Source organism: Clostridium sp. (genome assembly GCF_047777555.1).
Classification (GTDB): domain Bacteria; phylum Bacillota; class Clostridia; order Clostridiales; family Clostridiaceae; genus Clostridium_H.
Genome location: NZ_JBKEEV010000004.1, coordinates 39,119 through 62,501, shown reverse-complemented (window position 1 = coordinate 62,501; position 23,383 = coordinate 39,119). Strand labels below are relative to the sequence as shown.

The window sequence follows — 23,383 nt, the reverse complement described above, 5'->3', positions numbered from 1 at the left end:
ATTATATATATAATATTACTATAAGTCAACCATATATAATTGTAAAAAAATAAGATAAGTAAAAAATAGAAGAGACGTCTATATAAACGGCTCTTCTATAAGAACAATTCCTATAAGCCCGGGTCCAGTGTGAACTCCAGCAACAGGACTAATATCTCCAAATCCTAGGTAAGATATATTATGATTTTCTTTTAATTTTTCATAGAATTGCTGTCCTTCTTCATAAGCTCCTCCATGCATTACCCATATTTTTGCCTTTTTGCTTCTTAAAAAATTTTGTGCTATCTCCATAAGTTTAGCTTTTGCCTGTCTTTTTCCCCTTACTTTAGCATAAGTATAATATATTCCATCAGCATTTATAGATATTATAGGTTTAAGGTTTAATAGTTGTCCAAGAGTTCCAGATACCTTTCCAATTCTTCCGCCCTTTATCAAATATTCTAAGGTATCTACTATATAGTAAACCTTTATTTTATCTCTCATATATGGGAGAGTATTAACTATTTCATCATAGCCTTTTTTCTGTTTTAACATTTCACCACAGCCTAATATAAGAGCACCAGCTCCAAGAGTTAAGGATTTTGAGTCGAAAACAGTTATATTAAGATCTGTATGTTCACTTGCGGCAAGTTTTAAAGTGTTATAAGTACCAGACAATCCAGAGCTTATGCAAATGACAATAGCATGAGTATAACCTTGATTTTTAAGTTCATTAAATAGATCATGCATATCTTGAATGGAAGGAAGGGAAGTATGAGGTACTTCTCTTTTCATATTATCGTATACTTGCTGAGGAGTTATATCAACCCTATCAACATATTCTCTATCCTTATAGATTATTTTTAAATTGAGAATTTTTATATCATACATATCTATAAGTTCTTTATTTAAATCAGATGTGCTATCTGTGATTAAGGCTATTTTCTCCAAAATTGACCCTCCTTAAGGAATGTTATAAGTAGTTTCTAAAACTACTTATTATTATACAAATATAATAACATTTGGTGAGAAATATATCAACTAAAAGTAAGAAATAAGTTATAATAAATTTAATATATAGGAGATTATTTTTTCACTGGCAAATCTTTAGAGTAAAATCAGTAATTGAGGGTATTGGAAGTGAGATTCTCATTAGAAAATTAAAAATGAATTGGTTAAATAAAAAATAGGTGCTAGATACTAGGAACTGAAAAAATTAATTAAAGCAGTGTTCTTAAGCATCTAGCACCTTAGCCATTAAAACTTTGATTAGCGTTATATGTTAACGATTAGTGACTAGAGATTAGAGACTTATAGGAAAGTTCTGTTGCAGCTTTCCTATTTTATAGCATCATTATATCTTTTATTAACTACATCCCAATTTACTATATTCCACCATGCAGAGATAAAGTCTGCTCTTCTGTTTTGGTATTTCAAATAGTAAGCATGTTCCCATACGTCTAAAATTAGAAGAGGAATAGCTCCCCAAATAGTCAAATCTTGATGCTTTTCAACTTGAAGTATTTCTAACTTTTGTAGATTTTTAACCCATACAAGAACACACCAACCAGAGCCTTCTACTGCAGCTGCAGCAGCTGAAAATTGTTTTTTGAAGTTTTCTGCATTTCCAAAATCTTTATTTATTCTTTCAGCCAATTCTCCAGTTAATTGAGATCCACCAGGAGTCATGTTTTCCCAAAATAGAGTGTGAAGTACATGACCTGCTCCGTTAAAAGCAAGTTCTCTTTCCCAATGTTTAATAAGAGCAAAGTCACCAGCTTCTCTTGCTTCTTGGAGCTTTGCTTCAGCCTTGTTTAATCCGTCAACATATCCTTGATGATGTTTATCATGATGAATTCTAACTGTTTCTTCATCATAATATGGTTCTAATGCATTATAATCATAAGGTAGTTCTGGTAGAGTAAACATAATTTATCACCTCATCCAATAAATTTAAAAATATATTTATATTTTTACTATACCACATAAGTTTATGTATAGTGTAAGAAAATATGCAAACCATAGAAATAAATTGTGACAATCTTCAATATTGAACATTCCGTATGAGATTTGCATTTAGCAAGTTCTCTTTCCCAATGTTTAATAAGAGCAAAGTCACCAGCTTCTCTTGCTTCTTGGAGCTTTGCTTCAGCCTTGTTTAATCCGTCAACATATCCTTGATGATGTTTATCATGATGAATTCTAACTGTTTCTTCATCATAATATGGTTCTAATGCATTATAATCATAAGGTAGTTCTGGTAGAGTAAACATAATTTATCACCTCATCCAATAAATTTAAAAATATATTTATATTTTTACTATACCACATAAGTTTATGTATAGTGTAAGAAAATATGCAAACCATAGAAATAAATTGTGACAATCTTCAATATTGAACATTCCGTATGAGATTTGCATTTAGGAAAGCTTCACTACGCAAAGAAGCTCTAATATTTCTGGATTTAAAACCCCTAAACCTTCTAAACTTACTACCGTTCAGACAATAAAAGGTTCTTACGGTGTTTTAAATCCAGAAATAAAGAGCTTCTAACGCTTGTTCAACGCTTTCTACAATGCAAATCTCATACTCTAGTTCAATATTAAAAAGATTATTCACATTTAGTAAAGAAAAGCGTTTTTATAAAATTAAATATACATACAGACAAATCTAATATTAGACTTACAATCATTAGCGTTTATTTAAACTTCATATTTAGATGCACTTAAAAAATGTATCAAACTCAGTAGCCTAACGGCTAAATTTAGCGCTTTAGAGCCTACACTCTCTATACTTCTCCATTCTCCGCTTGCGCTTTGGCACCTCCACTTCTACACTTAAGAAAATTGCATGGCACTTTTCTTATATTGTGATACAATAATTTTAAAATTATATAGAGTATATTAGTGAGGTAATGTAAATGGAAAACAAAATTATAGTAGCTGTTAAGGGAGTAATTTTAAATAATGGTAAGGTACTTACAATAAAAAGATCAAACTATGACGGTGTTGGTGCAGGAAGCTGGGAATGTGTAGGCGGAAAAATTGAATTTGGTGAAGGACTAGAAGAAGCTCTTATAAGAGAAGCAAAGGAAGAAGTAGGACTAAATATTACAGTTGAAAAACTTTTATATGCTACTACATTTAAAATGAGTTCTGTAAAGCAGTGTGTTGTTATTACTTATCTGTGCAGAAGTGAGGAAACAGAGGTTGTGTTATCAGAAGAACATACAGATTATCTTTGGGCTACAAAGGAAGAGCTAAGAGAGAAATTAATGAAAAATATAGTTGAAGACTTTGATAGAAACAATGTGTTTTTGCAAATAGAGTAGAAAAATAGCATGATAGAATTACCATATAATATTCAGTAAACTTAAAAAATAGAATTTTTAATCATATTTATGCTTTCTTCAAATATATTTGAAATATGGCATGTTTATTTTCAAATATAGGGGGGAATTGAATGAAACATAAATATAACACAAGAGAAACACTCACAGGACTCCTTACCATAGTTGGAATGTTATCAATACCAGTGGTAGTTATTAAAGATAAAATAAAATCTATAAAAACCCAAGAAGAAGAAAAAAGAGCTGTTGAAAAAATTATGAAATATTCTATGGAATTAGAGGAAAACCTAACTAATAAAAATGTTGCTAGATATATTCGATTTATTGAAGATATAGATGTGCCTAATAAAATTATGTGTAAAAACATTATTATCGAAACTTATAAATTAGTAAAAGATAGTACAGATATTGATGATAGTTTAAAGGCAGATCTTAGAATACTATTGGAATGTAAAGGTGTTAATTTTTTATATTAATTTATAAATTAGCGCAGAAAAGGCTATTGATAAGATAAATCAATAGCCTTTTTTTTACGCCATTTTATCAAAGTTAGAACCTAAATTAGGGTCAACGGCTTTTATCATTTCGGTCATATTTGCTGCATTAGTTTGTGATATATTCATAATTTTTTTCATTAACAATAAACTTGCAGCATCTTTCACCTTATTTTGATTATTTACTATTGACATCATAGCTATATCCATATAAACACCTCCCTTTGAAAAAAAGCTATTCAATATTAAGGTCGTATATAAATAAAAAATATGAAGGAAATATTTAGGTTTATCAAATCTTTTATGGATTAACATAAAAAATGCTGATATTATATATTGTAAGTATTAAATGGGAGGCGAAGATTTGAAGAATTCAACTGTAATTAATCAAGTTCTAATATTATTTCTAATTATAGGAGTAGGATACTATGGTAGAAAGAGAAATATAATAAATGAAGAGACAAGTAAAGGATTGAATAAGATTTTGCTGGAACTAACTTTGCCAATGATGATAGTTTCTTCATTTAATTATACTTTTTCTAGTGAAATTATGATAAACATAGTAAAAATATTTATATACTCTTCAGCGATTCATATATTTTTAATCATTATAAGTGCACTTCCTTATATTAAGTTTGATAAGGATAAAAGGGATATATTAAGATTTATAACAATTTTTTCGAACTGTGGATTTATGGGATATCCTGTTTTAGGAAGTATATATGGTAATATAGGCATTTTATATGCTTCAATTTTTAATATACCATCTACTATTTTTGTGTGGAGCTTTGGAGTAATGCTTTTTAGAAAGGATAAAGAATCTAAAGGATTAAAAAATGTATTACTTAATCCAGGAATTTTAGCAGTATTTATAGGAATTTTCTTGTTTGTATTTTCTATAAAATTGCCAACGCCTATATATAACACTTTAAAATCCGTTGGAGATGTTACAACACCATTATCTATGATAATAATTGGAGCTATGATAGGAGACATAAGTTTTAAGAAAGTTTTTAAAGAAATTTCTATATATTATGCTTCATTTATAAGGTTAATATTAGTTCCTTTAATAATATACTTTATTTTAAATATGCTGCATGTGGATCCTATGATAAGAAATGTATTAGTAATAGTAGAGGCTATGCCTGCAGCAGCATTAACTGCAATTTTTGCCCAAGCCTATAATAAAAAACCTGAGTTTGCTTCACAGACAGTTTTCGTAACAACACTGTTATCTGTGATAACTATACCTGCTGTTTTAAAACTTCTAGGATAGAATTGAGATAAATTGTGACAATCCTTAATATTGAACATTCCATATGAGATTTTCATTTAGGAAAGCTTCTAACGTTTATTCAACGCTTTCTACAATGCAAATCTCATACTCTAGTTCAATATAAAAAGATTATCAACACTTGGTTAAAAAGGTTATTTTAGTGGAAAAAAACTAAAAACATCATACACATCCATACATATCATATATTAAGTTCGTAATCATTTTTAACCTAATGAAATTGGTTTAGAGATTAGATCTTTTCTAAACTCAGCGCTTTAGCGCCTACACTCTCTAAACTTCTTCACTCTGCACTGGCGCATTGGGGCCTCCACTCCTCAACTTAAAAAAATACATTGCACTTTTTTAAAATTATCTATTGCCATTTATAAATAGTAGTGTTATAATTGGTTAGAAAAAAGAAATCTTTAATACAGTCCAGAGAGACTGGCAAGATTTATAGTATATTTTACATAGTATTGAAATATAGCTATGTAGTTTTGATAAAGATATCTATAACTTCTTGCCAGCTTGGTAAGAAGTTTTTTTATAACTAAATATTAAAAAACTTTTTAATTCAGTCCAGTGAGGCTGAGAAAAGGAGAAGAGCGATTTTCTCCTTAGAATTAAAAAATAAGGAGGTATTTTTATGTCAGAAAATGTGTTAGCAAAAGAAAAATCAGACTTAAAAGAAAGTGCAGTAGTTTTAGAAAAATTCAAGAAAGTCATTTTAGCACTTCAACATTTAATAGCTATGTTTGGAGCTACAGTATTAGTACCAATTCTTACAGGATTTGATCCAACGGTATCACTTCTATCTGCAGGAGCAGGAACTCTTATTTTTCACGCATGCACAAAAAGAAAAGTACCAGTATTTTTAGGCTCATCATTTGCATTTATATCAGGGATATTAGCAGTTAAAGAAAAATTTAATGGAGACTTGACCTATGCACAAGGTGGTATAGTAGTAGCGGGTCTTATATACGTAATTATGTCTCTTTTAGTGAAAAAGGTAGGAGTTGAAAATATAAGAAAATATTTGCCTGACCAAGTAGTTGGTCCAATGATAATAGTAATAGGCATGACATTATTACCTACAGCTCTTGATATGGCATCAGGTAACTTTATAATATCAGGTATTACCTTAGCTTTAGCCTTATTAATAACGCTAAAGGGAAAAGGATTTTTTAAGCAACTTGCAATTTTAATTGCTGTAATAATAGGATATATAATATCTCTTAAATTTGGAATCGTAGATACAAAGGTAATTAATGAAGCTCCTATATTTGCAATACCAAACTTTACACTTCCTAAGTTTGATTTAGGAGCAATTGCTGTAATAGCTCCTACAGTTTTAGCTGTGTTTATGGAACATATAGGAGATATAACTACTAATGGTAATGTTGTAGGAAAAAACTTTATTGAAGATCCAGGTTTAAATAGAACTTTATTAGGAGATGGACTTGCAACTGCTTTTGCTGGGTTTATAGGGGGACCTGCTAACACCACTTATGGTGAAAACACAGGAGTCCTTGCAATAACAAAGAATTATAATCCAGCCATACTTAGAATTACAGCAGTGTTTGCCATAGTTCTAGGGTTTATTGCAAAAGTAGGAGGAGTTTTAAGAAGTATTCCATCACCAGTAATGGGCGGAATTAGTATAATGCTTTTTAGTATGATATCACTTATAGGAGTTAAGACGTTAAAGGAAAATGATGTAAAATTTAATGTGAAAAATATAATAGTAATAGCATCTATAATAGTAATAGGGCTTGGAACAAGCTATCTTGAAAAGTTTGCAGGAATATCTATAGGAATACCAGTAACTGAAAGTGTTAAAATAACAGGTCTAAGTTTAGCTGCTATAGTAGGAGTACTACTTAATGCAATACTTAATAGATCGGCAGCAAATAAGTAAAAGAAAAATATCCTCATAAAAATTTAAAATTTTGCATCTAAAATTTATACAGTTTTAAAAATCTTTTATTAAATAATAAATTTAATAAAAAGGGAGAAAATAAGTTTTGAAATACTTATATAAAATAACTTAAATAACTTAAGAGGTGATGCAAAATGAAGAAGATAGCTGTTGAAAGAGAATTGAGTAATATAGGAGATTTTCTTAAGAATGCAGGATACAGCGTACAAGAGCTAGATACAAATATGAAATATAATTCTTCAGAACTTGATAAATTTGATGCTGTAGTATTAAGTGGATTAAGTGAAGATGTGATGGGATTTCAAGATACCTTAACTTCAACTTCAATAATAAATGCAGAAGGAATGACAAGAGAACAAATTAAAGAAGAAATTGATAAGATGACTACAAGAAGATAATAAAAATTAAACCTTAGAAAATGTATATTTTCTAAGGTTTAATTTTTATGTATTAGAACTAAATTGTGCAGCAATTTGTCACAAATCTTCATAAAATTTTAAAAAAAAATTGATATAGTATTGATAAAATAAGTGAAAATTAAGCTTAATAAGAGGTGAAATTATATGAATAATATTCTAATAATTGAAGATGAAGAAAAGGTTTCTGAAGTTTTAAAAGCTTATTTGGAAAGGGAAGGATATAAGGTTTATTGTGCTGCCAGGGGATTAAAAGGTTTAGAAATATTTAGATCTATAGATATTAAGTTGGTAATTCTTGATTTAATGCTGCCAGATATAAGTGGAGAAGAAATATGCAAAATAATAAGGCAAAGTTCTGATGTATATATTTTTATGCTAACAGCAAAAGGTGCTTTAGAAGACAGAATAGAGGGGCTAAATATTGGTGCGGATGAATATTTAATTAAGCCCTTTAGCCCTAGAGAACTAACAGCCAGGGTTAATGCTTTGTTTAGAAGAATAAGTACAGGAAATAGTAAATCATCAAATTATATCTTTAATGATGGAAGATTATATGTTGATTATAACAAAAGATTAGTAAAAATTGATGGAAAAGAGGTAGCCCTTACCCCAAATGAATTTGATATATTGCGTGTCCTTATTCTAAACAAAGGAAATGTTTTATCAAGAGAGCAGCTTATAGATAAGGTATTTGGTATTGATTTTGATGGATATGATAGAACTATTGATGTATATATAAAAAATATTCGTAAAAAGATAGAAAAAGATACGAAAAACCCCAAATATATTATTACGATTACTAAAGTAGGATATAAGTTTGGTGGTGATAATTAAATGCAAACTATTAGAAAAAGACTGAGTATTTTATTTGTAATATGTTCAATTACTGCCATATTGCTTATTACGTTTTTTGTGAATTTAACTATTAATAGTAAGTTTAATAAGTACATGGTAGATACTCAGAACAAAAGGTATGAGAGGATAGTATCCTATCTAGTAGAAGTCTATAAGAGAGAAGGAAAATTGAGCAAAGATTCTGGTATAGAATTAATGCATGAAGCCTACATGGGAAATTACTGCTTAACTCTATTTGATAGTGATAATAATGTTATATGGGGAATGGATCCAAATGATGTAAGAAATAGACTTAACCTTAGTGAAATGAATGTAAAGAATGAAGGGGTGTATACTAAAAAGAAGTTTGAAATTAAGTCTGATAATAAAATTGTTGGATACGTAGAGATTGGCCAGTATTCTCCTATATTATTGACTGAAGAGGATATAAACTTCAAGGCATCTATAAATAAAAGCATAATCCTCAGCGGAATATTAACACTGATTATCATAATAGCCGTTAGTCTTTATTTTTCTAAGCAATTTTCCATGCCAATAAAAGAGGTGGCAAATATGTCTGTACACTTATCTAAGGGGGAATTTGATATAAAATCAGATATAAATAGTAATATTGAAGAATTAGAAGATTTAAGAAACAGTGCTAATATACTAGCTGAAAAATTAAAATACCAAGATGCTTTAAGAAGACGGTTGGTTTCTGATATTTCTCACGAAATAAGAACACCATTAAATGTGCTGCAAAATAATTTAGAAGCAATGATAGATGGTATCCTCCCTATTACAACTGAAAGAATGAATCATCTTAATGAGGAGGTAATTAGATTTGGAAAGCTGTTAAACAACTTAAATATTTTAAAGGAATTTGAAGTGGAAAGTATGAAGCTTATCTTTAAAACTATATTTTTAGATGAATTGATTAGGGATGTATGCAAGGATTTTTATATGGCTGCAGAAGAGAAAGGCATTAAAATAGATTGTTATATAGAGCCAGATAGAGATTATAGGATAAATGGAGATAGGGATAAATTGAAACAGGTATTTATAAACTTGATGTCTAATGCGATTAAATTCACTAAAGAAAAAGGACATGTTTGGGTTAATGTGTATGATAATAATAAAAATATCATCGTGGAAGTGAAGGACAATGGTATAGGGATTAAGGAAGAAGACTTATCATTTATATTTGAACGACTTTATAGAGGGGACAAAAGCAGGCATGAAATCCAAGGTAATGGCATAGGGTTAACCATTGTTAAAAACACGCTGCTGCTCCACTCCGCAAGCATAGAGGTGGAAAGTAAGGAAGGAGAAGGTTCTACTTTTAGAGTGTATTTTAATAAACATTAAACTGAATGCCCTTTACTCCGAATAAGGGCCCAATAATAGGCAGATTTAACTTTTGATAAATTTCAATGTTATTTTTTAATTTTAAGCTTTTGCTAATATATACATCTATACCCTCATAATGAAAGAGAGAATAAATATTATTGGAATCAGTGAAGTTCTTACAAAGCTTAATAGCAAGAGTTTTTACTGGTCCAGAGCAACAGCAAGTAGGATTTTCTTTGATGAATACAACAAAAGAACAATTAAGACTTTTTGCTGTTTTTAAGGCTGAATTACTTATTGTTAACATTTTATAATCATCTCCCCCATATAAAAAAGTTTATTTATATCTCTATTTTAACTTAAAATTATGTAGAAAATATGAAGATAGAATAAAATTATAAAATAAAAATCCTCCTTTTATGATTAATTTATTTCTTGTAAGATTGATTATATAAATAAAATATAAAAATCATGGAGAAATAATGATCTTCATATCATATTCATAAGAATTAGATAAAATGCATTTAAAGAAAATTAGTTTAGAATAAAAGACTATTGGAGGATTAAAAAATATGAAATGTCATGAGAATAATAGAGGTAATCAAGGTAATCATAAGCACAGTCCATTAAAGCATATGCTGCATATGATTCTTTGTTGTGGATTACCTATAGTTGTTATATGGCTTCTACCATTTATAGCTAGGATTAGTCCAAGTGCTGCTGGTTTGCTAGGGAAAGTTGCACCATTTATATGTCCATTAATGATGTTTTCAATGATGCTAATGATAATGGGAGGAAGTAAAAAAGTCAGCTGTTGTGATAATGAAGGTAATGACTCTGGTAATAAGGAATCAATCTAATAGTGTTGATTATGTAAGCTGTATAATATAGGAAATGTGGCAAAATAACCTTTTGTTATTACTCAATTATCTTATATAGTGTTATAATATATATAATAGAGTAAAACTTATATGGAAGGTGACTTAATGAATAGATTATCAAGAAATGACTTATGTTGGTGTGGAAGCGGTAAAAAATATAAGAACTGCCATCTTCACATGGATGAAAAGCTAAGTCTTATGGAAGATGAAGGACTTATAGCCCCACCAAGGGAAATTATAAAAACTCCTGAGCAGATTGAAGGAATAAAAAAGAGCTGTGAAGTAACAAGAAAAGTACTAGATATGGTAGAGGAAAGAATAAAAGAAGGAATAACTACGGAGGAGATAAATACTTGGGTTCACAATTATACTCTAGAACTTGGAGCAAAACCAGCACCTCTAAATTATATGGGATATCCTAAAAGTGTTTGTATTTCTATAAATGAAGTGGTATGCCACGGTATACCTAGTAGTGATAGAATATTAAAAAATGGAGATATAGTAAATGTTGACGTAACAAGTATATTAGATGGATACTATGGTGATGCTAGTAGAATGTTTATAATTGGAGAGGCTTCGGAAAAGGCTATTAAATTGGTTGAAACAGCGAAAGAATGCCTTTATATAGGCATTGAAGAAGTTAAACCATTTGCAACTATAGGAGATATAGGGTATGCAATTCAAAAGCATGCTGAAAGAAAAGGATACTCTGTAGTTCGTGAATATGGAGGACATGGAATTGGATTGGAATTTCATGAAGAACCTTTTGTGGATCATTGCGGCAGGCCTCATACAGGTATGATTTTAGTTCCAGGTATGATATTTACAATTGAGCCAATGATAAACGAAGGAACATATAAATGCAAAGTCCTAGAAGATGGTTGGACAGCAGTTACAGCTGATGGAAAATTAACAGCTCAATGGGAGCATACTGTATTAGTTACAGAAGAAGGAGTTGAAATTTTAACCTAGAAGGATAACCTTCTAGGTTTATTTGAGCGGTTGTTTATTATATTTTCAGCTTTCTCCATTTCATTTGGAAGCAAATCATATGGAATGAAATACACTCCTAGAAATCTAGCGATTATGAATCTAGCGCATCCTAAATTGTCATTCAAGCAGCACTCTAATTTATATGCTTTCAAATCTGGAGTTATGTTGGAAAGTTTATTGTTAAAAAATGGGCAGCTTTTTAGAATTGGGCAATTAGGCATATAAAACCTCCTTATAGGATTTATGTAAACATTTTACATGATGTAAACATTATCGCTTATTATTTTATATGAGAATAAATAATAAATTATTTTTACTTCGAAAATTTAAAAAAATATTTTTTAATAAATCTCGGATAGGAATATTATATGGAAAAGAAGGAATTAATTAAGACAACATATTTGGAAAGTGAGATAGAGAATAAAAGGCATCTTCTAAGAAATGAATTTATATATATATCTAATAATATAAATCATGGTCAAATTAAGAAAATATTAGTAGAAGATTTACAATTACTGTTCAATCTATATGATAAGTATTTCTTTAATTATTATTTTAATAAATTTTTTAAGGGAAATATAACTTTTTCTTTATCTAAAAGAATGAGTAGAAGTGCTGGTAAGACTATTATTCCTAAAACAAATCCAATATTAGAAGAAGAGAAACAAAGGTATGAAATAAGAATAGGAGTAAATTTTCTATTTCAATATTATGAACTAGATAGAGAGAAGATAGTAGCAGGAGTAAAGACTGAAGATTCTCTTCATGCACTACTTATGGTTTTTGAGCATGAAATTATTCACCTTATAGAATTTTATGTATTTGGAAATTCAAGCTGTAAGAATAAAAGGTTTAAAACAATAGCAAAAAATATCTTTAATCACAAAGATGTATATCATTCTCTTCCAACAAACGGAGAAATAGCGTGTGAAAGCTTAGGAATTAAAATTGGTGATAAAGTAAGTTTCTTACATGAAGAAGAAATTAAAAATGGAATAGTAAACAGAATAAATAAAAGAGCTGCAATTATGGTACTTGATAACAAAGGAAATTACATAGATGGACAAGGAAATAGGTACAGCAAATACTATGTACCACTAAATAAAATAAGGAAAATATGAAAAGCTTAACGTCTAACTTCTAATATATATCAGCTATCTAACCTATAATAAAAATTGAAAAAAATATTGACAACCTTTCTAAATAGGAATATAATCATAAACATCAAAAGTAAATAGAACTTATCAAGAGTGGTGGAGGGACTGGCCCGATGAAACCCGGCAACCGGTATATGCTATTTTTATAGTGTATGCAATGGTGCTAATTCCTGCAGCGCAAGCTGGAAGATGAGGATGAACGGGACTTATAAGACCTAAGGTTATCCTTAGGTCTTATTTTTATAAGCAGCTAAGGGGGGAGAACAATGATAGAAATAAAAAATGTTGATAAGTTTTTTGGTGAAGAACAAGTTTTATATAATGTAAGCCTTAAGATAGAGAAGGGAGAAATATATGGAATTGTAGGACACAGTGGAGCAGGTAAATCTACACTTTTAAGATGCATTAATGGACTTGAGGGGTATGATTCGGGAAGTGTAGTAGTAAAAGGAAAAGAAGTAAAGGAACTTAAGGAAAAGAATCTGAGAGAATTCAGGAAAAATATAGGAATGATATTTCAAAACTTTAGTCTATTAGATAGAAAAAGTGTATGGAAAAATGTAGCGCTTCCTATGGAAACTTGGGGTTATAGTAAAGAAGATATAAATAAGAGGGTAAAGGAACTTTTAGCACTTGTAGGTTTAGAAGATAAGGCACAGAGTATGCCAAAAGAACTTAGTGGAGGACAAAAACAAAGGGTTGCTATTGCAAGAGCTTTAACACTTAAACCAGAAATTCTACTTTGTGATGAGGCTACATCAGCCTTAGATCCTAAGACTACTAAATCTATACTACAACTCTTAAAAGAGATAAATGAAAGACTTGGAATAACAATAGTAGTGGTTACACATCAAATGGAGGTTGTAAAGGAAGCCTGTACCAAAGTTGCCTTAATGGATGGAGGCAGGGTAATCCAATCAGGAAAAGTGGAGGAGATTTTCTTAAACCCAAGCGAGGATTTGCAGAATCTTTTAGGAGAAGAAGAGGTGCTTCCAGAGGAAGGAGTAAATATAAAGCTATTCTTTCCAAAGGAATTAAGTGAAAATTCCGTGATAACAGCTATGGCAAGAGAGCTTAATATAGATTTTTCTATAGTATGGGGAAAACTTGAAAAGTTTAGCGTAGGGGTACTTGGAAGCTTAGTAATAAATGTATCAGAATGTGATAAGGATAATATATGCAGATACCTAGACAAAAAACATGTTCATTGGGAGGTGATTTAAATTATGATAACAGATATTATACTTCCAGCCTTAGGTGAAACTTTATTTATGGTTTTAATTTCTACTGCACTAGCAGTAATAGTAGGATTTATACCAGCAATTATTATGATAATTACAGCTAAGGATGGATTAAAACCAAATGAAACAGTATATAAAGTTTTAGACACAATAATAAATATTTTAAGATCTCTTCCTTTTATAATCTTAATGGTAATACTTATACCAGTTACGAGATTTATAGTAGGTAAGTCCATAGGAACTACCGCAGCAATTGTTCCGTTAACAATAGGTTCAGCACCTTTTGTAACAAGAATAATAGAATCCTCTTTAAGAGAAGTAGATAAAGGAGTAATAGAAGCTGCTAAGTCTTTCGGGGCTAGTACATCGCAAATTATATTTAAAGTAATGCTTCCAGAAGCACTTCCTTCTATTATATCTGGTATAACTCTTACAATTATAAGTGTAGTTGGATTCTCAGCTATGGCAGGTGCTATTGGGGCAGGAGGCCTTGGAAATGTGGCAATAACTTATGGATACCAGATGTTTAAGCAAGATGTGCTAATAGCTACAGTTGTAGTTTTAATAGTTTTAGTTCAAGGATTCCAAAGTATAGGAAATCTTATATATAGAAAAGTTAATAAGTAATTTAGGTTACTTCAAAATCAATAAATATAAATTATTAGAATATTTAAGGGGGCTTTTTATATGAAGAAAAGAATATTATCAACAATTTTAGCAAGTATATTAGTTTTAGGAGCATTTGGATTAACTGGATGCGGCAGCAAAGGAGCCGAAAAAGGAGCTGAAAAAACTGAGGAAAAGAAAACTATAACCATTGGAGCAAGTGCAACACCACATGCTGAAATATTAGAGAAAGTTAAACCTATCTTAGAGGAGAAGGGATATAAATTAGATGTTAAAGTATTTAATGACTATGTTATTCCTAATACATCAGTTGAACAAGGGGAACTGGATGCAAATTTCTTCCAACATATCCCATACATGGAGGACTTCAATAAAGAGCATGGTACTCACTTAGCTTATGTGGCAAAAGTTCATATAGAACCTATGGGAATTTACTCAGAAAAAATAAAGGATTTAAAAGAATTGAAAGATGGAGCTACTATTGCAGTACCAAATGATCCAACTAACGAAGCAAGAGCTTTAAGACTTCTTGAAAAAGAAGGAATTGCAAAATTTAAAGATGGAGATTTAGTAACTAAACTAGATATTACTGAGAATCCTAAAAATATAAAGATTGAAGAATTAGAAGCAGCTCAATTACCAAGAGTTTTGAAGGACGTTGATGCAGCGGTTATTAATACAAATTATGCATTATCAGCAGAGTTAAATCCTACAAAAGATGCATTAGCAATTGAAGATAAGGATTCTCCATATGCTAATATTATTGCAGTTAAGGAGGAAAATAAAGACAAAGAATACATTAAAGCTTTAGTTGAAGCTATAAATTCACCAGAAATAAAGAAGTTTATAGAGGAAAACTATAAAGGAGCAATAATACCATCATTTTAAAATTTTAAAAGCTACGATGCTAAAGTAAAAGTTAAATGATTAGATAAACTGGTAAAATTAAATTTAAAAAGATTTTAATATAAAAAATATTTAAGATGTACATCCAATTGTACATCTTAAATATTTTTTACTTCTGTTGTTTTTTTATCGTCTTGTTTGGTGTTTTCAGCTGCAAAGGCTGAAAATAGTATCAAAATTCCACCAGCAATCTGCCATGCTCCCATAGATTCGTGTAAAAATATAGCACTAAAGATTAGAGCAGAAATTGGATCCAAGTAACTTAACACAGCTGCATTCTGGACATTTATATCTTTTAAGGCTGAAAAATATAGGAGATAAGCTGCAGCAGTATGGACTATACCTATAACTAATATGAATATAAGGCTTTTGTAACTATCTATATGAAGTTCATGTCTAGATATAATAAAAGGAAGAAGCACAAGTGCTGCAGCTGATAGTTGAATAATTGTCCTTTCAAAGCCTGATAGGTCTTCAATATAATTATTAAATAGCATAACAGAAGCATATAAAGAGGCAGCTCCAAGTCCATAGCTAATGCCTTTAATATGGTTATAATCAATGTTTGAAGCATCGCTCTGATTATTTAATATTAAAAACAAACCAAGCATAGCTCCTATCACTGCTAAAAGTTTATTGGATGTAAGCTTTTGCTTTAGCACAATTGGAGATAGTAAGACTACAAATACAGGTGCAAAATAGTAGCTTAAAGTAGAATTTGAAATTGTAGTGAATTTGTAAGCTTGAAAAAGTAGTACCCAATTAAACCCCATAGCAACGCCGGATATAAGTAAGATAATTAAGTTTTTCTTAGAATATTTTTTAAAGTTAGTTTTTTTAGTAAACAAATTAAAGAGAATAAAAATAGTACTAGCAATTACTGCTCTTAAAAATGCGATTTCTATAGAAGGTAAGTTTATGTTTTTAACAAAAAGACCTAAACTACCCCAAATAATCATAGACATTATAATTTTAAAACTAGAATTCATGTTTTAAGCCCCCTAATATTTTTTTAATTTATATTATATAACATAAATATGGACAGGTAAATTTAATATTTGTAGACAATTTAGTAACAAAAGAATTATTGTACAAAAAAGGTAATTGTGATATTAATATGAAAGTGATATAATAAACTTTAAACATTTATAATATAAAGCTGCACGATAATATTTAGGGGTAACTATTATCGAAGGTTAATGCAGCAACGAGGGGGTTATTTTAATGAATGAATCATATGTATTTTATCAAGGAAAAATAGTAGAAGAAAAAGAAGTAAGTATCAGTATAAGATGTAAGGCTTTTAATTATGGACTTGCTTGTTTTGAAGGAATTAGAGCTTATTGGGATGAAGAAAGTGAACAACTATATGCTTTTAGATTAAAAGAACATTATGAAAGGTTCCTTCAGTCCTGTAAAACAATAAATATTAAATTGCCTTATACTGTAGATGATCTTATTAAATTTACAATTGAGCTTTTAAAAAAGAATAATTTTAAAACCACAACATATGTAAGGCCTATAGCTTATAAAGGTGCTGACAAAATAGGACCAACTTTAAATGATGACGATGACAGAATAGTTATATATTGTCAGCCATTGGGAAGTTACACAGGAAAGACTGAACTTAAGGTTGCAGTAACTTCCTGGTCAAGAGTTGAAGACAATATGCTTCCGCCAAGAACAAAAGCTACAGCAGCTTATCTTAATTCAGGATTAGCTTCTTTAGAGGTTATTAGAAAAGGATATGATGAGGCCATATTCTTAACAAGAAGTGGGCATGTTTGCGAAGGACCAGGAGAGAATATCTTTATGGTTAGAAAAGGTAAGCTTATAACACCACCACCTTCAGATAATATATTGGAGGGTATTACAAGGGATACTGTAATGCTTCTTGCAAAGAATGAACTTGGTATAGAAGTAGTTGAAAGAAGTATTACGAGAACAGAGCTTTATGCAGCAGATGAATTATTCTTTAGTGGGACAGCTATGGAGGTTACTCCTATTATAGAAGTTGATGATAGAGTTGTAGGAAATGGAAAGCCTGGAGAGATTTCGGCTAAGATTAAGAAACTTTTCTTTGAAATTACTACAGGTAAGAATCCTAAATATGCTCATTTCTGTATACCAGTATATGAAAAATAAATATAAAATATTTAAAGAGATTGTGTTAAGTCACAATCTCTTTAAATTTCTATAGAATCAGGAGTTAGAGTATAAATCATATCCTTTCTCTCTACAATAATTTTAGCTTTTTTTCTAGTGAATTCATCATTTTTTAATTCATGGATAAGTTCACGAGTAGGATTTATAGCTATAGGATTTCCTACTAATTTAAGCATTGTAAAATCCCCAGCAGTATCTCCATAGGCGTAACTTATAGATAAATCTATATCATATTTATCTACAAAATAGTCTATGGCCTTTTTCTTGCTTTCTCTATCCCACATAGGAATAATTTCACCTGTATAATGGTGAGTTTCATCCATTAAGTATTTTGTTCCTATATAATCATCAAAGCCATGTTTTAAAGACATTTCACGAACCAGTTCAATAGGACTTCCAGATATGGTTATGGTTTTATGCCCTTGTTTTTTATGCCAAGCGATTCTGTCACGAGTATAAGTATAAACTCTGTCCCCTTTTTGATTTATTACGTTCTTTGCAATAAATTCCACTTGAGTTCTGTGGAGACCTTTTACAGCTTCTATATATATATCTGCCATTTTTAAAAGATAGTCGTCATAATTTCCTATCCTTTTATCCCACTTTATATAATATTGCCTAACTTCGTTGTACCAGCGTTCAGATTCTATGATATCAGACTTTATAAATTTTTTAAAAATTTCTGTTATCATTCCTTCTCTATACAGGGTTCCATCTATGTCAAAAAAGGCTGCAGTAACTTTTCCCATTTATATATCTCCTTTCAACATTTTTATATCATTTATGGATGATATTGAATGATTATACACTATAAATAGTTATTATGGAAGAAAAAAGTGAAGCTGTAAGTAATTAAACTTTACCTTTTAAGATTTATATCAACCATTACAGGATTTACTGATTGCTTTATCACTAAGATTACCTTTTTTATAGATATATATTTATATTATATTATTCCATAAAAAATATAAGGTTACACAATAAAGATAAAATGAAAATAGGTAATGCATAATTAATAAAAAAATAATAAAGCTAATCCTGTAAGTAATATGGATAAAGATTGACTATAATAAGAGTTGTAGACTAAAATAGAAGTCAAGATAAAATTTACATTAGGATTAATATAATTCTAGATATAGAAAATCATAATATAAGGTAGGGTGAATATTTAATGATAAATATAGGCAAGATTCAAACTTTAAAGGTAGCAAATATTGCAAAAATAGGAGCTTATTTAGATGGTGGAACAGGAGATAGTAAGGATAATATACTTTTACCTAATAACCAGCTTCCAGAAAAAGTAGAAGTAGGAGATGAAATTGAGGTATTTGTATACAAGGACTCAGAAGATAGACCTATTGCTACAAGAAAAAAGCCTTTAATACAAGTAGGAGAAATTGCACCTTTAGAAGTAAAAGAAACTACAAGAATAGGTGCTTTTTTAGATATGGGTTTAGAAAAGGACTTACTTGTACCTTTTAAAGAGCAAAAATATAGGATGCAAGTTGGGAAGAAGTATTTAGTAGCAGCTTATGTAGATAAGAGCGGAAGATTAACAGCTACTACATATATAGGAAAGTTTCTTGACACTAATAGTCCATATAAGTATGGAGATTGGGTTAAAGGAACGGTTTATTCAATCAGTGATGAAATTGGAGCTTTAGTTGCAGTGGATAACAAATATAAAGGCTTAATACCTAAAAGAGAGTGTTATGACGAAATAAAGGTTGGGGATGAAGTAAACTGCAGAGTTGCAAAAGTAAGGCAAGATGGCAAACTGGATTTAGCTGTGAGAGATGTTGCATATAAGCAAATAGATAGTGATGCAGAAATGATTCTTAAAAAAATTGAAAGATATGACGGATTTTTACCTCTTAATGATAAAAGCAATCCAGAAGATATAAAGGATAGATTAAAAATAAGCAAAGCAGCCTTTAAAAGGGCAGTGGGTAAGTTATTAAAAGAAGAAAAAATAGAGCAAACTGAAAAAGGAATAAAGTTAAAATAGATATGCTTTAAATAAAGTTTAGAATTAATAATGTGGTTTATTTAAGACATATATAAAATTAAATGATATAATATATACAAATTAATTATAAGTCAATACGTGGGAGTGAAATGAATGAAGTTTAATAGTGTGGAGGTGGCTAAAGCTGCTATCAGATTAGCTACTAGTGAGAGAAGCGAAGAAAAAAAATTAGAAGATGAGTTTAGAAAAAAAGATATACTTACAGCTGCCGTAGATGTAGGTGGAAATCTTAATGAATCAATTCCTAAGATAATGGAAAGAGCTTTAGTTGCTGCAAAGAGAACAGGAATTATAAAAGATTGCCATGTTCACGATGGAGCTGTTGTTGGAGCTGCAAGAGAAGCCATAATGCAGGTCTCAGCTAAAGCAATTGGACTTAATGTAGGGGGAAAAATAGGTATAGCAAGAGGTGGAGAGCACATAAGTGTTTGTATATTCATGAGCATAGGACTTCTTCATCTAAATGAAATAGTAATTGGCCTTGGACATAGATCTATACCAAATGATTAAAAAGGCAGTGAAGAAGTTTATATGAAATCCATAAGTGAAGTGGAAAGCAAGTTAGGTAAGTAGTGAGATGCTAAGTTAAATAAGAATTTTAAATTGATAAGCATTGACAGTTAGCTCATCTTAATATAAAATATAATAAATTAAGCAAAAAACTATAACAAAAGTTAAGTTTAAATAGTAGAATAGAAGTAATAAAGAAAATAAAATCAGTTTAGAAGTTTAGTAGAATGGTTTAAAATGTAGTATGGAAGAATAGAAAGTAGGTTAGAAGTTGTTAGTTTAAGATTAGAGACTAGCGACTTGAGATTGTTGATTAAAAATCGTAGTATAGTAGAATGGTAGGAGATATAGTAATAAGAAGCAAGATGTAATATACCGTACATGATGGGTGTGTTTACGGGTGTATTATATTACGCTTTATTATATATTGAGAAATAAACTCTCCTATTAGGAGAGTTTTTTATTATAAAAAATAAAATATATGGAGGATAGTAGTATGGTAGGTAAGAAAATTTTAATGTTAATGAGCAGTTTATTAGTAGTAAGTGTTTTGGGAGGATGTTCAAACTCAAAGGCAGCTTCTGCAGGCACAGGAGAATCAAAGAATGACTTAATTAAGATAGGAATTACTCAAATAGCTGAGCATCCAGCTTTAGATTCAGCAAGAGAGGGCTTTATTGCAGCTCTTAAAGATAAAAATTACAAGGATGGAGTAAATATAAAGATAGATTTTGAGAATGCACAAAATGATATGCCAACAACTCAAACTATTGCTGAAAAATTTGTGAATGATGATGTAAATTTAATTGCGGCAATAGCCACACCTTCAGCTCAAGCGGCATTTAATGCTACTCAAAAGGCAAATAAAAATATTCCTATAGTCATAACAGCAGTGACAGATCCTGTAGCGGCTGGACTTGCAAAGTCTTTAGATAACTCTGGCACAAATGTAACAGGAACCTCTGATGCTGTACCCATAGAGGGACAATTTGAACTTATTAAAAAGCTAGTACCAAAGGCTAAAAATATAGGTATTATCTATAATACAAGTGAAATTAACTCAGAACTTCAGATAGAAGCAGCAAAAAATGCTTCAAAAAGTTTTAACTTTAATATAATAACTTCAGGCATAACTAGCAGCAATGAAATACCACAGGCTTTAGACTCAATATTAAATAAGATAGATGTATTATATATTCCTACAGATAATATGGTAGCCTCAGCAGCATCAACTATAACCAAGACATGTTATAGCAAAAATGTACCTGTTATAGGGGCTGAAGCAGCCCATGTGAAAACTGGAGCAGTTGCAACTGCAGGTATCGATTATTACAAGCTTGGATATGAAACAGGACTTAAGGCTGTAGAAGTTATAGAAGGAAAAAAGCCAGAAGAGGTTTCTATAACGACTTCTAAAGAAACTAGTCTAATTATAAATGAGGATGCAGTTAAAAAGCTAAATATGACTGTTCCAGAAGAAGTTCTTTCTAAAGCTGAGAAAGTAAAAGGTGGTGTTGAGTAATGGCAAGCTTTGTAATAGGCATATTAGAACAGGGATTAATTTTTGCTATAGTATCTCTTGGAGTATATATAACCTATAAAATATTAGATTTTCCAGATTTATCTGTAGATGGCACTTTTCCTTTAGGAGCAGCAGTTACTGCCCTATGTCTTTCAATGGATATAAATCCATTTTTAGCTTGCATTCTATCTATGATTGCAGGAATGCTTGGGGGTATAGTTACAGGTTTCCTTCATGTTAAGCTTAAAATAACAAATTTGCTTTCAGGAATATTGGTTATGATAGGTCTATATTCTATAAATTTAAGAATAATGGGAAAATCTAATGTACCTTTCTTTGGCTTTAAGACCATATTCACGGTTACAAGTTTTATAAAGCCTGTAATATTAATAGTAATATGTGCAATTATAGTAAAGGTATTACTAGATATATTCCTAAAAACAAAAATAGGATTTTTATTAAAAGCTGTGGGAGACAATGAGCAGCTAGTGACTTCCCTAGGAATAAACAAGGACATGATTAAAGTTATGGGACTTAGCATTTCTAATGGATTAGTAGCTCTAGCAGGTTCTATAATGGCACAACATCAAGGTTATGCAGATGCAGGCATGGGAACAGGTACTGTAGTAACAGGACTTGCAGCAGTAATATTAGGAAGCTCTCTTTTAAAGAAGCTAAAGTTTGTAAAGGCTACAACCATGTCGCTTCTAGGAGCGGTTTTATATAAATTAGCTGTAGGAGCAGCATTAAAGTTTGGCCTTGAGACTACAGATTTAAAACTTATGACAGCTTTAATCGTTATTGTTGTGTTAGGAGCTAATAACTTTAAGATTGCCATTGGAATTAGAAAAGATGGAAAGGAGGGAGCAGTAGTTGCTTCAAATAAAAAATCTATACAAAGTATTCAATAAAGATACAGCAAATGAAAATGTAGTATTTAACAAGTTTAACTTTAAAGCAGATGAGGGAGATTTCATAACTATAATAGGAAGTAATGGGGCAGGAAAATCTACTTTATTAAACTTAATTTCTGGAACTATAAAGCCAGATGAAGGAATAATAAAACTTGGGGATAAGGAAATATCTAGAATGCCAGAATATGAATGTACTAAATTTATAGGAAGGGTTTTTCAGGATCCTGCAATGGGAACAGCACCATCTATGACTATACTAGAGAATATGTCTATGGCATATAACAAAGGAAAGAGATTTGGGTTCGGTTTTGCTGTGGATAAAAATAATATAGAGTATTTTAAGGGGCTTTTATCAAAATTAGAACTAGGACTTGAAGATAAACTCAATACTAAGGTAGGGCTATTATCAGGAGGACAAAGACAAGCACTGGCTATAATAATGACGGTTATGGGAAATCCACAGATTTTGCTTTTGGATGAGCACACAGCAGCTTTAGATCCAAAGACTTCTGAAAAAATAATAGATTTAACTGAGAGCATAGTAAGAGAAAAAAAAATGACTACATTGATGGTAACTCATAACTTAAATCATGCTATTAACTTAGGAAATAGACTTATAATGCTTCATCATGGAGAGATTATTCTAGACATTAGAGGAGAAGAAAAGAGGGGGCTTACTATAGAAAAACTATTAAAATACTTTGAAAATAATTTCAAAGAAGATGATTTACTAAGTGATAGAGCATTGTTTTCATAACACGAAGAAAAAGCATTTTAGAATTTGGGGCATTCTAAAA

General features: G+C 30.3%; 26 protein-coding genes, 1 pseudogene and 1 riboswitch. Of the genes and pseudogenes, 20 read left to right on the top strand and 7 right to left on the bottom strand.

Translation table 11 applies throughout. From position 1 onward, the window contains the following. Nucleotides 1–78 precede the first annotated feature (78 nt). The 3 genes and pseudogenes from ACFWTK_RS08330 to ACFWTK_RS08320 all read right to left on the bottom strand — a co-directional run. Complete coding sequence (locus ACFWTK_RS08330) at nucleotides 79–930, bottom strand: DegV family protein (RefSeq protein ID WP_415875555.1); 852 nt, start codon at nucleotides 928–930, stop codon at nucleotides 79–81. A 387-nt stretch (nucleotides 931–1,317) separates the two neighbouring features. Further along, the gene (locus ACFWTK_RS08325) at nucleotides 1,318–1,911 is read right to left on the bottom strand and encodes a superoxide dismutase (RefSeq protein ID WP_415875703.1); all 594 of its coding nucleotides are present in this window, start codon (nucleotides 1,909–1,911) and stop codon (nucleotides 1,318–1,320) included. 146 nt (nucleotides 1,912–2,057) lie between these two features. Then, nucleotides 2,058–2,255: pseudogene (locus tag ACFWTK_RS08320) on the bottom strand (superoxide dismutase); the annotation flags it as partial. Nucleotides 2,256–2,899: 644 nt separating this feature from the next. On the opposite strand from ACFWTK_RS08320, the gene ACFWTK_RS08315 reads away from it, so the two are divergent. Both ACFWTK_RS08315 and ACFWTK_RS08310 read left to right on the top strand, forming a co-directional pair. Then, entirely contained in the window at nucleotides 2,900–3,310 is a 411-nt protein-coding gene (locus ACFWTK_RS08315) for an NUDIX hydrolase (protein ID WP_415875554.1), read from the top strand. 131 nt (nucleotides 3,311–3,441) lie between these two features. Continuing rightward, nucleotides 3,442–3,804 (top strand): transcription factor, encoded by a 363-nt coding sequence (locus ACFWTK_RS08310; RefSeq protein WP_415875553.1) that lies wholly within the window; start codon nucleotides 3,442–3,444, stop codon nucleotides 3,802–3,804. 54 nt (nucleotides 3,805–3,858) lie between these two features. Here the strand turns inward: ACFWTK_RS08310 and ACFWTK_RS08305 are convergent, their stop codons facing one another. Further along, nucleotides 3,859–4,032, bottom strand: coding sequence for a YjfB family protein (locus ACFWTK_RS08305; protein ID WP_415875552.1), 174 nt, complete (start codon nucleotides 4,030–4,032; stop codon nucleotides 3,859–3,861). Nucleotides 4,033–4,186: 154 nt separating this feature from the next. On the opposite strand from ACFWTK_RS08305, the gene ACFWTK_RS08300 reads away from it, so the two are divergent. From ACFWTK_RS08300 to map, 8 genes are all read left to right on the top strand, one after another. Then, nucleotides 4,187–5,098, top strand: coding sequence for an AEC family transporter (locus tag ACFWTK_RS08300; RefSeq protein WP_415875551.1), 912 nt, complete (start codon nucleotides 4,187–4,189; stop codon nucleotides 5,096–5,098). Between the two features lie 646 nt (nucleotides 5,099–5,744). Next, entirely contained in the window at nucleotides 5,745–7,016 is a 1,272-nt protein-coding gene (locus ACFWTK_RS08295) for a uracil-xanthine permease family protein (RefSeq protein WP_415875550.1), read from the top strand. A gap of 155 nt (nucleotides 7,017–7,171) precedes the next feature. Then, entirely contained in the window at nucleotides 7,172–7,435 is a 264-nt protein-coding gene (locus tag ACFWTK_RS08290) for a YkuS family protein (protein ID WP_415875549.1), read from the top strand. A 165-nt stretch (nucleotides 7,436–7,600) separates the two neighbouring features. Further along, nucleotides 7,601–8,290, top strand: coding sequence for a response regulator transcription factor (locus tag ACFWTK_RS08285; RefSeq protein WP_415875548.1), 690 nt, complete (start codon nucleotides 7,601–7,603; stop codon nucleotides 8,288–8,290). Continuing rightward, on the top strand, nucleotides 8,291–9,658 hold the full coding sequence (locus ACFWTK_RS08280) for a sensor histidine kinase (RefSeq protein WP_415875547.1): 1,368 nt from the start codon (nucleotides 8,291–8,293) through the stop codon (nucleotides 9,656–9,658). 118 nt (nucleotides 9,659–9,776) lie between these two features. Then, on the top strand, nucleotides 9,777–9,923 hold the full coding sequence (locus ACFWTK_RS08275) for a hypothetical protein (RefSeq protein WP_415875546.1): 147 nt from the start codon (nucleotides 9,777–9,779) through the stop codon (nucleotides 9,921–9,923). 289 nt (nucleotides 9,924–10,212) lie between these two features. After that, a complete protein-coding gene (locus ACFWTK_RS08270; RefSeq protein ID WP_415875545.1) occupies nucleotides 10,213–10,500 on the top strand; it encodes a hypothetical protein in 288 nt (95 codons plus the stop codon). 126 nt (nucleotides 10,501–10,626) lie between these two features. Continuing rightward, the gene (gene map, locus ACFWTK_RS08265) at nucleotides 10,627–11,493 is read left to right on the top strand and encodes a type I methionyl aminopeptidase (protein WP_415875544.1); all 867 of its coding nucleotides are present in this window, start codon (nucleotides 10,627–10,629) and stop codon (nucleotides 11,491–11,493) included. Here the strand turns inward: map and ACFWTK_RS08260 are convergent. Beyond that, nucleotides 11,490–11,735 carry a hypothetical protein gene (locus tag ACFWTK_RS08260; RefSeq protein WP_415875543.1) on the bottom strand — a complete coding sequence of 82 codons (246 nt, stop codon included), beginning with the start codon at nucleotides 11,733–11,735 and terminating at the stop codon, nucleotides 11,490–11,492. The two genes, map and ACFWTK_RS08260, sit on opposite strands and share 4 nt — an antisense overlap. A 147-nt stretch (nucleotides 11,736–11,882) precedes the next feature. On the opposite strand from ACFWTK_RS08260, the gene ACFWTK_RS08255 reads away from it, so the two are divergent. The 4 genes from ACFWTK_RS08255 (at nucleotide 11,883) to ACFWTK_RS08240 (ending at nucleotide 15,427) form a co-directional block, all read left to right on the top strand. Beyond that, nucleotides 11,883–12,635 carry a SprT-like domain-containing protein gene (locus ACFWTK_RS08255; RefSeq protein ID WP_415875542.1) on the top strand — a complete coding sequence of 251 codons (753 nt, stop codon included), beginning with the start codon at nucleotides 11,883–11,885 and terminating at the stop codon, nucleotides 12,633–12,635. Between the two features lie 117 nt (nucleotides 12,636–12,752). Continuing rightward, nucleotides 12,753–12,867, top strand: a riboswitch (SAM riboswitch). A gap of 70 nt (nucleotides 12,868–12,937) precedes the next feature. Continuing rightward, nucleotides 12,938–13,894: a methionine ABC transporter ATP-binding protein gene (locus ACFWTK_RS08250; RefSeq protein WP_415875541.1), complete on the top strand. Its 957-nt coding sequence runs from the start codon at nucleotides 12,938–12,940 to the stop codon at nucleotides 13,892–13,894. Between the two features lie 6 nt (nucleotides 13,895–13,900). Then, nucleotides 13,901–14,539: a methionine ABC transporter permease gene (locus ACFWTK_RS08245; RefSeq protein WP_415875702.1), complete on the top strand. Its 639-nt coding sequence runs from the start codon at nucleotides 13,901–13,903 to the stop codon at nucleotides 14,537–14,539. Between the two features lie 60 nt (nucleotides 14,540–14,599). Next, on the top strand, nucleotides 14,600–15,427 hold the full coding sequence (locus ACFWTK_RS08240; RefSeq protein WP_415875540.1) for a MetQ/NlpA family ABC transporter substrate-binding protein: 828 nt from the start codon (nucleotides 14,600–14,602) through the stop codon (nucleotides 15,425–15,427). 116 nt (nucleotides 15,428–15,543) lie between these two features. Here ACFWTK_RS08240 and ACFWTK_RS08235 read toward each other — a convergent pair whose 3' ends face one another. Continuing rightward, nucleotides 15,544–16,434: a DMT family transporter gene (locus ACFWTK_RS08235; protein ID WP_415875539.1), complete on the bottom strand. Its 891-nt coding sequence runs from the start codon at nucleotides 16,432–16,434 to the stop codon at nucleotides 15,544–15,546. 235 nt (nucleotides 16,435–16,669) lie between these two features. Between ACFWTK_RS08235 and ACFWTK_RS08230 the strand changes: the two genes are divergently transcribed. Continuing rightward, nucleotides 16,670–17,590 carry a branched-chain amino acid transaminase gene (locus ACFWTK_RS08230; protein WP_415875538.1) on the top strand — a complete coding sequence of 307 codons (921 nt, stop codon included), beginning with the start codon at nucleotides 16,670–16,672 and terminating at the stop codon, nucleotides 17,588–17,590. Between the two features lie 41 nt (nucleotides 17,591–17,631). Here the strand turns inward: ACFWTK_RS08230 and ACFWTK_RS08225 are convergent, their stop codons facing one another. After that, entirely contained in the window at nucleotides 17,632–18,360 is a 729-nt protein-coding gene (locus ACFWTK_RS08225) for an HAD-IB family hydrolase (protein ID WP_415875537.1), read from the bottom strand. Nucleotides 18,361–18,782: 422 nt separating this feature from the next. On the opposite strand from ACFWTK_RS08225, the gene ACFWTK_RS08220 reads away from it, so the two are divergent. From ACFWTK_RS08220 to ACFWTK_RS08200, 5 genes are all read left to right on the top strand, one after another. Continuing rightward, on the top strand, nucleotides 18,783–19,619 hold the full coding sequence (locus ACFWTK_RS08220) for a CvfB family protein (RefSeq protein WP_415875536.1): 837 nt from the start codon (nucleotides 18,783–18,785) through the stop codon (nucleotides 19,617–19,619). A 114-nt stretch (nucleotides 19,620–19,733) separates the two neighbouring features. Further along, nucleotides 19,734–20,150, top strand: a complete 417-nt coding sequence (locus tag ACFWTK_RS08215) for a HutP family protein (protein ID WP_415875535.1) — start codon at nucleotides 19,734–19,736, stop codon at nucleotides 20,148–20,150. A 496-nt stretch (nucleotides 20,151–20,646) separates the two neighbouring features. Beyond that, nucleotides 20,647–21,672, top strand: a complete 1,026-nt coding sequence (locus tag ACFWTK_RS08210) for an ABC transporter substrate-binding protein (RefSeq protein ID WP_415875534.1) — start codon at nucleotides 20,647–20,649, stop codon at nucleotides 21,670–21,672. Then, on the top strand, nucleotides 21,672–22,583 hold the full coding sequence (locus ACFWTK_RS08205) for an ABC transporter permease (protein ID WP_415875533.1): 912 nt from the start codon (nucleotides 21,672–21,674) through the stop codon (nucleotides 22,581–22,583). Before ACFWTK_RS08210 ends, ACFWTK_RS08205 begins: the two co-directional genes overlap by 1 nt. Beyond that, on the top strand, nucleotides 22,546–23,343 hold the full coding sequence (locus tag ACFWTK_RS08200; RefSeq protein WP_415875532.1) for an ABC transporter ATP-binding protein: 798 nt from the start codon (nucleotides 22,546–22,548) through the stop codon (nucleotides 23,341–23,343). The genes ACFWTK_RS08205 and ACFWTK_RS08200 overlap by 38 nt, the downstream gene beginning before the upstream one ends. Nucleotides 23,344–23,383 lie beyond the last annotated feature (40 nt).